This is a genomic window from Sphingobium sp. TomMM7A (genome assembly GCF_055397305.1).
The window spans coordinates 2,077,196-2,089,994 of the sequence record NZ_AP027311.1; the positions used below are offsets into that span (position 1 = coordinate 2,077,196).

At 63.2% G+C, this 12,799-nt stretch carries 13 protein-coding genes; all 13 read right to left on the reverse strand.

Features of this window, described 5'->3' with window-relative positions; genetic code table 11:
* Nucleotides 1-31 precede the first annotated feature (31 nt).
* A complete protein-coding gene (locus tag ACZ5ZH_RS10370) occupies nucleotides 32-226 on the reverse strand; it encodes a DNA gyrase inhibitor YacG (RefSeq protein WP_464771456.1) in 195 nt (64 codons plus the stop codon).
* Nucleotides 216-1,205 carry a ribonuclease gene (locus ACZ5ZH_RS10375; RefSeq protein ID WP_464771457.1) on the reverse strand — a complete coding sequence of 330 codons (990 nt, stop codon included), beginning with the start codon at nucleotides 1,203-1,205 and terminating at the stop codon, nucleotides 216-218. Before ACZ5ZH_RS10375 ends, ACZ5ZH_RS10370 begins: the two co-directional genes overlap by 11 nt.
* A 62-nt stretch (nucleotides 1,206-1,267) precedes the next feature.
* Nucleotides 1,268-1,840, reverse strand: coding sequence for a Maf family protein (locus ACZ5ZH_RS10380; protein ID WP_460986933.1), 573 nt, complete (start codon nucleotides 1,838-1,840; stop codon nucleotides 1,268-1,270).
* A gap of 12 nt (nucleotides 1,841-1,852) precedes the next feature.
* Nucleotides 1,853-2,071: a translation initiation factor IF-1 gene (gene infA, locus ACZ5ZH_RS10385; RefSeq protein WP_003049127.1), complete on the reverse strand. Its 219-nt coding sequence runs from the start codon at nucleotides 2,069-2,071 to the stop codon at nucleotides 1,853-1,855.
* Nucleotides 2,072-2,130: 59 nt separating this feature from the next.
* On the reverse strand, nucleotides 2,131-3,420 hold the full coding sequence (locus tag ACZ5ZH_RS10390) for an adenosylmethionine--8-amino-7-oxononanoate transaminase (protein ID WP_460986934.1): 1,290 nt from the start codon (nucleotides 3,418-3,420) through the stop codon (nucleotides 2,131-2,133).
* Between the two features lie 66 nt (nucleotides 3,421-3,486).
* Complete coding sequence (locus ACZ5ZH_RS10395; RefSeq protein ID WP_460986935.1) at nucleotides 3,487-3,915, reverse strand: DUF4168 domain-containing protein; 429 nt, start codon at nucleotides 3,913-3,915, stop codon at nucleotides 3,487-3,489.
* Nucleotides 3,916-4,083: 168 nt separating this feature from the next.
* Nucleotides 4,084-6,105 (reverse strand): M13 family metallopeptidase, encoded by a 2,022-nt coding sequence (locus ACZ5ZH_RS10400; protein WP_464771459.1) that lies wholly within the window; start codon nucleotides 6,103-6,105, stop codon nucleotides 4,084-4,086.
* 102 nt (nucleotides 6,106-6,207) lie between these two features.
* Nucleotides 6,208-6,822: a dethiobiotin synthase gene (gene bioD / locus ACZ5ZH_RS10405; protein ID WP_460986937.1), complete on the reverse strand. Its 615-nt coding sequence runs from the start codon at nucleotides 6,820-6,822 to the stop codon at nucleotides 6,208-6,210.
* Entirely contained in the window at nucleotides 6,819-7,943 is a 1,125-nt protein-coding gene (locus tag ACZ5ZH_RS10410; protein ID WP_460986938.1) for an 8-amino-7-oxononanoate synthase, read from the reverse strand. Before ACZ5ZH_RS10410 ends, bioD begins: the two co-directional genes overlap by 4 nt.
* A 106-nt stretch (nucleotides 7,944-8,049) precedes the next feature.
* Entirely contained in the window at nucleotides 8,050-8,730 is a 681-nt protein-coding gene (locus ACZ5ZH_RS10415; RefSeq protein ID WP_460986939.1) for a DUF2490 domain-containing protein, read from the reverse strand.
* 200 nt (nucleotides 8,731-8,930) lie between these two features.
* Nucleotides 8,931-11,054 carry a sodium-translocating pyrophosphatase gene (locus tag ACZ5ZH_RS10420; RefSeq protein WP_464771460.1) on the reverse strand — a complete coding sequence of 708 codons (2,124 nt, stop codon included), beginning with the start codon at nucleotides 11,052-11,054 and terminating at the stop codon, nucleotides 8,931-8,933.
* A gap of 252 nt (nucleotides 11,055-11,306) precedes the next feature.
* Nucleotides 11,307-12,221 (reverse strand): thiamine-phosphate kinase, encoded by a 915-nt coding sequence (thiL, locus tag ACZ5ZH_RS10425; protein WP_464771461.1) that lies wholly within the window; start codon nucleotides 12,219-12,221, stop codon nucleotides 11,307-11,309.
* A gap of 119 nt (nucleotides 12,222-12,340) precedes the next feature.
* Nucleotides 12,341-12,787: a transcription antitermination factor NusB gene (nusB, locus tag ACZ5ZH_RS10430; RefSeq protein ID WP_460986942.1), complete on the reverse strand. Its 447-nt coding sequence runs from the start codon at nucleotides 12,785-12,787 to the stop codon at nucleotides 12,341-12,343.
* Nucleotides 12,788-12,799 lie beyond the last annotated feature (12 nt).

The following is a 12,799-nucleotide window of genomic DNA, read 5'->3' on the forward strand; positions in this document are numbered from 1 at the left end:
CCGGCGGCGTTGAGAGGCGTGCCTATAGGCATCAATCCGGGGGGTTGTCCACCCCATCATCGTCGCTTTTTTTCATCTCGTCGGCGGCGGGGGTTCCGGGGACGCGATAGCCTTCGCCCAGCCATTGCAGCAGGTCACGGTCGCGGCAGGCCTTTCCGCAGAAGGGCCGCGTGTCGGGATGCGCTGGCTGGCCGCAGATCGGGCAGGAGGATGATTTAGGCGACATGGCCCGCCGATATGGCAAGGGCCGGGTCCGCCTTCAAGCTGACGGCGCCGCCGCGTCGGCGGGCGAGTTGCTCCAGCCAGTCGGTTGTCTTGTGCAAGCGGTCGATGATGGGGGGCGCGGCGGTGATCGTCACCGGCCCGCCATTGCCTTCCCGTTCGGCACGGCGGAGCAATGCGAGAGCCGCCGTTTCGATCGGATCAGCCCGCAACAACTCCATGAGGTTCATCCGCTCGCGGCGGCGGATGACCTGGACGAAGCCGAAGCCGTTCACCGCCGTGCGTTCGAAGGGAAGCGGCAGATATTTGTCGATCTGCGCGGAGGCGACGGCGCGCTCATCCTTATTGTTCATGGTGGGCAGATCGACGCCGATCGACCCGGTCAGCCCCATGCGTCGGATCGCCTGCGCCGCCAGTTTCGCGCCCTTGGGGCCGAGCTTCGCGGGCGGCAGCGATCCGTCTACGTCGATAAGGATCATCGCGGGCGTCGGGAAGATGCGAAGCGCCGCTTCCTCCGTGCCGATTTCCCCGGACATCGCCTCTTCCATCAGTTCGCTCCAGCCATGGGCTTCGAAGCGATCCTCGCCATGGGCCGGGCATGGGGTGATGGGCAGGCCCGTGGCGCGCAGGCGCTGGAGGAGGCTGGGAGCCGGATGCACCTTGGAGCCCGGCTGGGCGATGCGGGCCTTGGCCAGCTTGGGGCGGCCTTCCTCCGGGATGGCTTCTCGCAGGATTTCGAGGAGAACGGTCGCACCCTCTGCGGTTTTTGGCGGGATGGGTTCGACCAGCACTTCCTCGCCCGAGATCAGGCGGGCGATGCCGCGCTTCTTGGGGATGATGGTCCGGACGAGCTTGCCCTGCATGACCGCACCGGCGCGGGCGCCATCGCCCTCACGCTCGATCTGTGCCTCGACCAAACGGCCCTTTTCGATCAACGCGGCGCGGGCCTCGCCAATCCCTTCTTCATAGAGCCATTCGGCCATAATATATTCCTGTTGGTCGGGATTGCCGAGCCGGGAAATGTGCCATTTCCCTTGCCATCCCTCTAGTCCAATGGGTAGCCCGCTGCCTTCAGCAGCGCGCGGGTTTCGTAAAGGGGCAGGCCCATGATCGCGCTATGGCTGCCCTGTATCGCGCGGATCAGCCCGGCGGCACGGCCCTGAATCGCATAGCCGCCTGCCTTGCCGTGCCATTCTTCGCTGGCGATATAGGCGTCGATCTCGGCGCGCTCCAGACGTTTGAAGATAACGATATTGGTGGAAAGGCGATGCCTTGCCCTGCCCTCGCCATCGATGAGCGTGATAGCGCTCAGCACGCGGTGACGGCGGCCGGAGAGCAGCGAAAGACAGGCTCGCGCTTCACCCTCCGTCTCTGCCTTGGGCAGGATGCGGCGGCCTGCCGCGACGACCGTATCGCCTGACAGCACCAGCGCGCCGGGATGGCGGGCGGCCACCAGCGCAGCCTTTTCAGCGGCCACGCGCGCAGCATAGGTCGCTGGCAATTCGCCTTTCAAAGGGGTTTCATCAAGATCGGCGGGGTCCACAGCGTCGGGACGCACGCCGATCTGACCCAGAAGTTCACACCGTCTGGGAGAAGCCGAAGCAAGGATGAGCCGCATCGAAAAAGCGGCTTATTTGAAGCGGTAAGTGATCCGACCCTTGGTCAGGTCGTAGGGGGTCAGTTCGACCAACACTTCGTCGCCCACCAGCACGCGAATGCGGTTTTTCCGCATCTTGCCCGCCGTGTGGCCAAGGATCTCGTGATCATTTTCAAGCCGGACGCGGAACATGGCGTTGGGGAGAAGCTCCACAACCTGTCCGCGCATTTCAAGCAGTTCTTCTTTTGCCATAATATCCTGGGGAAACCAAAAATCGCGCCGCCATAGCGGCAAAATGCGGAAAATGAAAGTCAGGCTGACACGCCAAATACATCGCCCGCGTCAGACAAGGCCGCAAAGATGTGATCCAGCTGATCCACATCCGTACAAAAGGGCGGCATCAGGTAGATGCTGTTGCCCAAAGGACGCACCAATATGCCCCGATCAAGGAAGAAGGCGCGCAGGCGCGGCGCAAGGTCGGACAGATAACCGGCGTCCTGCGCGATCAGGTCAATCGCCACGATCGTGCCAAGCTGCCGGGCATTTTCGAAGGCGGGATGAAGCGCCAGCTTGCCGAGTCGCTCCGCCATATTCTGTTCGAGCGCGGCGATGCGGCCGAGCACATCCTCTTCGCGCCAGATGGCGATGTTGGCCGCGGCCGCCGCGCAGGAGATGGCATTCGCTGTGTAGCTGGACGAATGGTAGAAAAGCCGCGCCCGGTCCTGCGACTTGTGCGCATCAAAAATGCGCGCCGTGGCTAGTGTCGCCGCGAGGGGGACGGAGCCGCCGGTGATCCCTTTGGCGACGGCCATGATGTCCGGCACGACGCCCGCCTGCTCGCAAGCGAAGACTGTGCCGGTGCGGCCCCAGCCGGTCATTACTTCGTCGGCAATGAAGAGAACATCATGTCGGGCGCAGATTTCCGCCATCTGCCGCAAAATGGCAGGCGGGTAGATCAGCATCCCGCCAGCACCCAGCACCAAAGGTTCAACGATGAACGCCGCCGGATGCTCCTTGCAAGCCGCTTCCAGCGCGTCGAGCGTCTGTTGCTCCGTTCCCGGCGCAGGGAAGGGAATGGTGCCAACGTCGAACAGCAAGGGCGTCCATGCGGCATTGTAGACGCCGCGCTCGCCGACCGACATCGTGCCGATCGTGTCGCCATGATAGCCATGTTCGAGGACAAGGATGCGATGCCGGGACGCGGACAAACCATCCAGCGCACGATTGTGCCAGTAGCCGAGCGCCATCTTCAGCGCGACTTCGACGGAGGTCGATCCGCTGTCGGAATAGAAGACATGGGCGAGCGGGTCGCGCCCTTCCGCGCGGGGGGCGAGTTCGATCAGGCCGCGCGCAACCTCTTCGGCAGGCTCATGCGTGTAATTTGCAAAGATCAGCTGGTCAAGCTGCCCGGCCTGCTGAGCGATGGCAGCGGCGATGCGGGGGTGACAGTGGCCATGCGTCGTCACCCACCAACTGGAGATGGCGTCGATCAACGTGCCGCCGTCTGCCAGATGCAACAGGGCGCCTTCCGCACGAACGACATGCGGGATGGGTTCGTTGAGGCCGTGCTGGGTGAAGGGGTGCCATATAGGGGAGGTCATGGCGAGACGCTTAGAATAGCCCAAGCGTCAGGCCAAGCACCCTCCCCTATATTATGGCGCTCCCGCTTACTTGGCCGGGGTGGCCGGGGCAGCAGGGGCGGCTGGCGTCGCCGGGGTGGCGGGAGCAGCCGGTGCCGCGGCCTGGATACGCTGCTGCAACGCCGGGTCGGCGGCGGCGGCCTGGCCGATCTCATTGAACTTTTCTGGAGCGATGCCCGATGCCTGCAACGCGGCGAGCATCTTGGGCTGCTTTTCCGCATTAGCGATGCTGGTGTCGGACTGAATCTTGGTCACTTCGACCGCAGCAGCCGCAAACAGCTTGATGTCAGCATCGCTAAATTTACCCGCATCGGCCGAAGGCGCCGCCGGAGTGGCAGGCGTCGCGGGCGTAGCCGGAGTTGCGGCGCCCTGAGCCAGAACTGGAGCCGCTGCCAACAAAGCGACCGATGCCATTGCCGTCTTCAAAACCAGTGATGAACGAAAACCCGTCAACATGCTTCTCCTTGCGATTTGATGTCTCAAAGCTGTGGAAGAGCGCACGAGGTTTAAAGAGTGTTCCGGCGAAACGTGAGATTTGAGGGACGACGGCCGGGCGCGGCGCAGCTCATCACTCGCACCATCACGGTTCATCGCAGGGCAGAATCGTTACTGATGCTCATCTTTTCACCAGATTCTCACCCGATCCTGAAGCGCGAGATAGAGCTTGCTGCCGGGCACCGGGTTGAAGGCGGCGTACCATTGATCGAAATTCCGCACGGTATCCGCCCGATATTGCGACGGCGAATGCGGGTCAGTGACCAGCCGCTGGCGCAAGTTGGGCTCGCGATAATTGCGCCGCCATACTTGCGCCCAGCCGAGGAAGAAGCGCTGATCGCCGGTGGTGCCGTCGATCACCGGCGCGGGCTTGCCGCCGAGTGACGCATGATAGGCGTCCAGCGCCACCGCGACGCCTGCCAGATCGCCGATATTCTCGCCCAAGGTAAAGTCGCCCTTCACATGCGCGCCGGGGAAAGGCTCGTAGGCGTCATATTGCTTTATCAGCTTGCCGGTCAAAGCCTTGAAGGCAGCGACATCAGCATCGCTCCACCACTGGTTGAGCTTACCGGTCTCATCATATTTGGCGCCCTGATCGTCGAAATGGTGGCTAAGTTCATGGCCGATTACCGCGCCGATGCCGCCATAATTCACCGCCGGATCGGCATGGGGATCGAAGAAGGGCGGCTGGAGGATGGCGGCCGGGAAGACGATCTCCACCATGGAGAAGTCCGCATAGGCGTTGATCTCCATCGGCGTCATCTGCCATTCCCAACGGTAGATCGGCTTGCCGAGCTTCCCCATCTGATAGTCGAATTCATATTGGTTCGATCGCACCGCGTTGCCGAACAGGTCGCCTGCGATGATCGTAACCCCGCTATAATCCCGCCATTTGTCGGGATAACCGATCTTGGGCGTGAAGGCGGCCAGCTTCTTGTGCGCCCTCGCCTTCGCGCCATCGCTCATCCAGCCGAGGCCGTCGATGCGGCGGCCCATGGCGGCGATCACATTTTTGACGAGCTGGTCCATCGCCGCCTTGGTTTCCGGCGGGAAATAGCGGGCGACATAGATTTTGCCGACTTCCTCGCCCATCGCCTCCTTGACGAAGCTGACGGCGCGTTTCCACCGCTCTTCGCGCTGCGGCGTGCCGGATAGAGTGGTGCCGTAGAAGGCGAAGTCGGCGTCGGCGATCCGGTCGGGGAGGTAAGTGGCGTAGCTGTGCAGACTGCGCAGCAACAGGGCATCTTTCAACACGCCTATCGGGGTTCGCGCGATCAGTGCTGCTTCGCCCGCGATCGCCGTCGGCTGCGCGACGATCAGCGCCTGCGGCTTCAGGCCGTTGGCGGCGAAATAGGCCGAGAAGTTGAAGCCGGGCGCGGCTTTCTGCAAGTCGGCGAGTGTCATGCGGTTGTAGGTCTTGTCCGCGTCCCGGCTGTCGACCTGGGTCCAGTGGACCTTTGCCACTTCCGTTTCGAACACCATCAGGGCAGCGGCGCGCGCCTTTGCGTCGCTCGCGCCCGCCAGTGTCAGCATCTGTTCGAGATGCGCGAGATAGGCGGTACGGATTGCCGCCATCTTCTCGTCGGGCTGTAGATAGAAGTCTCGATCCGGCAGGCCTAGGCCCGATTGGCGCAGGTTCAGGATGTAAGTGTCGGGCGCCTTGTCATCCTGTCCCACATAGAAAGTGAACGGGCCTGCGATACCGGCTCGTGCAGCCTCCGCCGCGAGACGAGCATAGCCTGCCTTGTCCTTCACCGCCGCGATCTTCGCGAGCCAGGGCGTGATGGGGGTCAGGCCCTTCGCTTCCACGGTGGGGGCGTCCAGATAGCTGGCATAGGCGAGACCGATCCGGCTGGCGGGGTCTTTCCTTGCCTCCTCCAATATGCCTCGGGTGCGTTCGCGCGACAGGTCGTCAAGGACGTTGAACGCGCCATAGTTGGACTTGTCGGCAGGGATCGGCGTGGCCTTGGCCCAGCCGCCATTAGCATGAAGGTAGAAATCATCGCCCGGCTTGACGGCCGGGTCCATGCCCTTCTCGTCAAAGCCGTAGCTGCCATAGGTCGGCTTGGCCGATGGCGCCTGGTCAGCCTGCGCGGCGTTGGTCGCGAGCAGCAGAGCGCCAATCGCGGCGCTCATCAAAAGATTTTTCATCGAAGCATCCCTTGCTTGATCCGATCATGGCAATTGACCCGGCGCAGGGCGACAAGTCCATGTCCTTTGTCGAAAATCGTGCAAAAGCGGCTGCGCCCCTCTTCAGGGCAGGCGGATATTCTGGGCGAAAGCAGCCTTCAGGCTGGCGGCATCCAGCGGGTCGAGGCGCGGGAGGCGGCCGAGGCTTGGCACCCTGGCGAGTGGGGGGATGATGCGCTCATTCTCCTCATGGGAGTCCCCGATGAACGCGATGCCCACCAGCGGCACGCCCCGGCTGCGCAGCGCCTCGATGCTGAGCAGGCTGTGGTTGATCGTACCGAGCGCAGTGCGGGCGCACAGGATGACGGGCAGCTGCCAATGGGCGAAGAGATCGGCCATCAGCAAAGTTTCGCTGAGGGGCACCAGCACGCCGCCTGCGCCTTCCACGACCAGCGGGCCGTCCACTTGCGGCAAAGCGAGATTGTCGAGGCGGACTTCAACCCCGTCGAGGCGAGCCGCTAAATGGGGCGAGGCGGGCGTGGTAAGGCGGTAGGCTTCCGGCAGGATGCGCGCATTGGGGATGCCGCCTAGCCGTGCGACCGTTTCCTTGTCGCCTTCGGGGTCGATCCCCGCCTGAACAGGCTTCCAATAATAAGCGCCAAGGGCGCCCGCGAGCCCGGCAGCGAAGACTGTTTTGCCGATGTCCGTATCGGTCCCGGTGACGACGAAGCGCGTCATGCCATCACCCTTTGCAGTTCTTCGCCAAGAGCCGCCACATCGGCGCGGCCGACATTCAATGTCAGGGAGATGCGCAGGCGGCTGGTGCCGGGCGGGACCGTCGGCGGCCGGATGCCGCGCACGTCGAAGCCTGCCTCCTGCAGCGCGGCGGCGGCGGCCATGGTGCGCCGGTCTTCGCCAAGCAGCACAGGGACGATGTGGGTGCGCGGCGCAGGCAAGCCCAGCGGCGCGCAGATGACTTCGGCGGCATCGACGCACAAGGTCTTCAGCCGCGCGCGCAGGTCATCCGCCTGCTCGATCCGGTCGAGCGCGGCCGACGCCGCCACCGCCATCAGCGGCGAGGGCGCGGTGGAGAAGATGAAGGGGCGCGCTCGGTTGATCAGATAGTCGATGATGATCTGCGGCCCGCAAATCAGTGCACCTTCCACGCCCATGGCTTTGCCGCAGGTGTGAAGCGTCACGACATTATGCAGCCCGTCCAACCCGGCGGACAGGCCCCGGCCGCTGGGGCCGAACACGCCCGTTCCATGCGCTTCATCCAGGATCAGCATCCCGTCATGCTGCGCGGCCAGTTTTGCGAGATCGGCGAGCGGCGCCGTGTCGCCGTCCATCGAATAAAGCGTTTCGACCGCGATCCAGATGCGCCCCTTGCCACCTTCCTCGCGCCAGGCGGTGATCAGGTCAGCGAAACTCTGCACATCATTATGTCGGGCAAAAACAGTGGAGGCCTTGGACAGGCGGATGCCGTCATGGACGCTGGCGTGGATCAGCTCGTCCGCGACGATCAGGTCGCCACGCTGCGGCAATGTCGAAAACAAGGCGCAGTTGGCGGCAAAGCCATTGGCGAGAAACAGCGCCGCCTGTGTCCGGAAGAAGGCCGCCGCCTTCGCCTCCAGCCCTTCATGCTCGGGCGCATTACCGCGCAGCAGGCGCGAGCCACCCGATCCCACCGGCACGCCCCGCGCCACCGCATCCGCCACCGCCTGACCGATCAGCGGATCGGACGCCAGGCCCAGATAGTCGTTGGAGGCAAAGTCGCGCCCGGCGCGCGGCACCAGACGGCGCAGGCGGCCGCGCTTTTCAAGGGCCGCCAGTTGCGATCGGAAGGGTTCGCTGGTCATGGCGCGCCCTATAGGCCCGCAAGAGGTAGAGGGGCAAGCTGGAGCGCCGCCGCTTCATCCGTCGGGCGGGGAAAGGCACCGCCCTCCCCCGCTCCGGTGCCGACAATCAGAAGGAAAAGCTGAGCGATAGCGAGGCCACATTGTCGTTGGCATCGTCGGCATTCGGACGGAAGCCATGCTGATGCAGATAGCCGATTTCCGCATTCACATTCTTCGCGATCGGGGTCGTGATAGCGATCATGTTACGCATCCGCTCTTCGCCCTCGACCCGCTGAAAATTGGTGGTGTTGAGGTCGATGAAGCTTTCATGGCTCAGCACCAACGCGGTCTTGCCGCCTTCCTTGAAGGGCAGCACATATTTGACATAGGGGCGGAAGCGCCAGGCCGTGCCATCGACGCCTTCGCGCCAGCGTTCCTCAAGGCGCAGGCGGGCGCTGAGCTGGCCGGGGCCGATCTTCACGATATTGTCGAACGTCACCTGCTGGCGGCCGCGATGTTCCATCACCGAGAAGTCACCGGCATTGTAATTGGGATCATGGGTGTATCCCGCCCAAACCGTCACCTTCTTGCTGACCTTGTAGCCGATCAACGAGTTCATTTCGACCTCGTACAGACCGTCGCGGTCGTTGCTGAACCGGGCGATCACCTCCTGCGAGAAGCGCCATTTGTCGCTCAGTTTCACAGTGGCGCTAACGCCGGTCCAAAGCTGGTCATCCTCCGTGGCATGCGCCACAGCCGGAATGGCCAAAGCCACCAGCGCAGGCGCCAGTTTCAAAATCGGTCGCATCATAATCTCCCTCCGCCCCATGGCGTCGGGGCGCGACTATGACCTTTATGTGACAACGTCATTTCTCTTTTATGTAATATTTGTGACTATTGTTTCTGCGGCGTGACCGATAGCGGCAACCGTCAAATCCGCCTTCCGCACAAAAAATGACCCCGCCCCATGGTAGGGCGGGGTCATATCCTTTTCGTTGCGAAATGCCGTCAGACGCCGTGCGCCAGAGCGGCGAGCAAGAGCAGCGCGACGATGTTCGTGATCTTGATCATCGGGTTGACCGCAGGCCCGGCGGTATCTTTGTAGGGATCACCCACGGTATCGCCGGTCACCGCCGCCTTATGCGCTTCCGATCCTTTGCCGCCATGGTTGCCATCTTCGATATATTTCTTGGCGTTGTCCCATGCGCCGCCACCCGATGTCATGGAAAGGGCGACAAACAGTCCGGACACGATCACGCCCAGCAGCAATGCACCGAGCGCCGCAAAGCCATTGGGCGTTCCGGCCACGGCAGAGATCGAGAAATAGACGACGATCGGCGCCAGCACTGGCAGCAGGCTGGGGATGATCATCTCCTTGATCGCCGCTCGGGTGACAAGGTCGACAGTGCGGGCATAGTCGGGCCGTGAGGTGCCTTCCATAATGCCTCTGTTGGTGGCGAACTGATCGCGAACATCCTTCACCACGTCGCCCGCCGCGCGGCCCACTGCCGTCATGCCCATTGCGCCGAACAGATAGGGCAGCAGCGCACCCAGCAGCAGGCCGACGATGACATAGGGATTGGACAGGCTGAAATCGACCGGCTCGGTCAGGCCGAGGGCCGAGTTGTAGAATTTCAGATCCTCGGTGTAAGCGCCAAACAGCACCAGCGCGGCAAGCCCGGCTGACCCGATCGCATAGCCCTTCGTCACCGCCTTGGTCGTATTGCCCACTGCGTCCAGCGCGTCGGTCTTGCTCCGCACACTGTCATCCAGATGCGCCATCTCCGCGATGCCGCCCGCATTGTCGGTGACGGGACCATAGGCGTCGAGCGCCACGACCATGCCCGCCAGCGCGAGCATCGCTGTCGCCGCAAAGGCAATGCCGATCAGGCCCGCCAGCTGATGCGCGACGATAATACCCGCGACGATGACCAGCGTCGGCAGCGCCGTCGCTTCCAGACTGACGGCCAGTCCCTGGATCACATTGGTGCCATGACCGGTCTCCGACGCGCGAGCGATGCTGCGGACCGGGCGATAGTTGGTTCCGGTATAATATTCGGTGATCCAGACGATCAGGCCGGTAACGGCAAGGCCCACCATCATCGACCAGAACAGCGCCATGCCGGTGTAGCCGCCCGCGCCGTCCAGATCGGTGCCAAAGCGCGCGTTGAGGTTGCCCAGCGTGAATTGCGTAACGAAATACAGCGCCGGGATCGACAGGATCGCTGTCGTCCAGAAGCCTTTGTAGAGCGCACCCATGATCGACTGGCTGGCACCAAGACGCACCATATAGGTGCCGATGATCGACGTGATGATGCACACGCCGCCGACGATCAGCGGCAACGCCATCAGCCGTTGCAGGAAGATGTTATCGACCCCGCTCACCAGCAGTGCCGTCAGCACCATGGTCGCACCAACGGTGACGACGTAGGTTTCGAACAGGTCGGCCGCCATGCCGGCGCAGTCGCCCACATTGTCGCCCACATTGTCGGCGATCACGGCGGGATTGCGTGGGTCATCCTCTGGAATGCCCGCTTCCACCTTGCCGACAAGGTCGGCGCCAACGTCCGCCGCCTTGGTAAAGATGCCGCCGCCGAGGCGCGCGAAGATCGAGATGAGGCTAGCACCAAAGGCCAGCGCAACCAGAGAGTCGATCACCAGACGGTCGTCAGGCGCATGACCTGCGGGTCCGGTGAGATACCAGAAGAAGACACTGATCGCGAGCAGCGCCAATCCCGCCACCAGCATGCCGGTGATCGCGCCAGCACGAAAGGCGACGGTGAGGCCGCTCTGCAAAGTCGTGCGTGCCGCTTCGGCGGTGCGGACATTGGCGCGCACCGAAATGTTCATGCCGATGAAGCCTGCTGCGCCCGACAGGATCGCCCCGATCAGGAAGCCGATCGCGGACGTCGCGCCCAAGAAGAAGAAGACGATCGCCGCGACCACGACCCCGACCATGCCGATGGTCATATATTGGCGGCTGAGATAGGCCTTCGCCCCTTCCTGGATCGCCCCCGCGATCGCTTGCATGGTTTCATTGCCGGCGGAGGCCGCCAGTACCTGACGACTGGTTATCAGGCCGTAGAGCAGGGCTAATAGCCCGCACCCTATGGCGATATAGACAATCTGCATGGATGTTCCTCTCCCCCTGTTTTTGCTGTCATCGGCCACTCCGCAGGGAAAAACGGGCGGGCGAAAGGCATACGCGCAGGCGGCCGGAATTCACGCATCCGGCATCAGGCACCGCGTCAATCAGCATCAAGGTTATGCGCGTCATGGGCGTCCAACCGGGCTGAGAAAAGGATGGACGGAAGCTACAGACAGGACGGGCGGCGTCAAGCCGTTACAAAACGCACCAGAATCAGGGCCTGGCGGGCTCCCGGCTCAGCCATGTTCCCAGCCCAGCCGGTCGGGCAACGGCATCTCTGCGCCGTCGATGATCAGCTTCAGCCCCGACCCCGATGAGAAACAACCCACCGGAATGGCCCGTACTGGCGGATTTGTCGTGGGCGGCAGTGCGAACAGCAGTTCATAGTCATCGCCCGCCCGCGCCGCTGCCACCTGAGCGGCAGTGCTGCCGCCGCTGACCACCTCCAGCGCCGGGGAAAGCGGAACATGATCGATGGTGACAGCCAATCCGCTAGCCTGCGCCATGCGGGCGGCATCGATCAGCAGGCCGTCGGACACATCCATCATCGCATGGACTTGGCCTGCAAGCAGCGCGCCTTCGGTGAGCCGAGGCCGGGGGCGGCGATAAGCCTCCACCAGCGGCCCGGATGCGGCGGCGTTCGCGCGGAGCAGTTCAAGCCCCGCTCCGGCATCGCCAACGGGACCCGTCAGATAGAGACGATCACCTGCGCGCGCGCCGCTACGGGCGGGCACGGGGCCGCTTGTCTCACCAATCGCCGTCAGGCTGTAGCTGCGTGGACTGCCCTGCGGCATCTGCACGGTGTCGCCACCCAATAGCGGCATGGCATGACGGCTGAGCGCCTCGCCCAGCCCCTCAAGAAACGCAGCATCCCAGGCATCGTCGCCCGACAGCGCATAATTGAGCAGACAACCCACGGGCCGCGCACCCTTGGCGGCAAGGTCGGACAGATTCACGGCGGCAAGTTTCCAGCCGATGTCCGCAGGGGGATCGCCGGGGAGATAATGCACACTCTCCACCATCGTGTCGCTGGTGAGGATCAGGCGCGCGCCGCCCACGTCCAGCACCGCCACATCGTCCTGCAAGCCGCGCGCGGCGGGATCATTGGCCAGCAGGCGCAAGAGGGTCAGGAAACGGGATTCAGCGGACATAATTGACCTCCGTTCGCCCAGAGCCTGTCGAAGGGTCTTTCTTCTTTTAAAGAAGTTAAGGGCTTCAACAAGCCTGTCCTGAGCCTGTCGAAGGGCTCAGCCCGGACGGAGGTGGTTCGTTACTGGCGCACGTCCTTCGCCACGCCGTCCAGCAGGCCATTGACGAAACCCGCCTCGCGCTTGTCGTAAAAGGCATGAGCGACATCGACATATTCGCTGATGACCGTGCCGGTCGGTACGTCCTTGCGCGCAATCAGTTCATAGGCGCCCGCCCGCAAGATCTGCCGCATCGGCTTGTCCAGCCGCTCAAGGCTCCAGCCCTTGGACAGGCGGGCGGTGATCATGGCGTCAATTTCGCCACGCCGCTTGTCCACGCCGGTCACGACATCGTCGAAAAAGCTCTCTTCCGCATCGGCATAGGTCACGTCTTCGATGGTCGCGCCCAGACGATGCTGATGAAATTCATGCAGCAGGGTGGCGAGGGGCGTCCCTTCCATTTCCAGCTGGTACAGCGCCTGCACCGCGGCAAGCCGGGCTGCGGAGCGGGATTTGGAGCGTTCAGTCATCAGGATTCCATA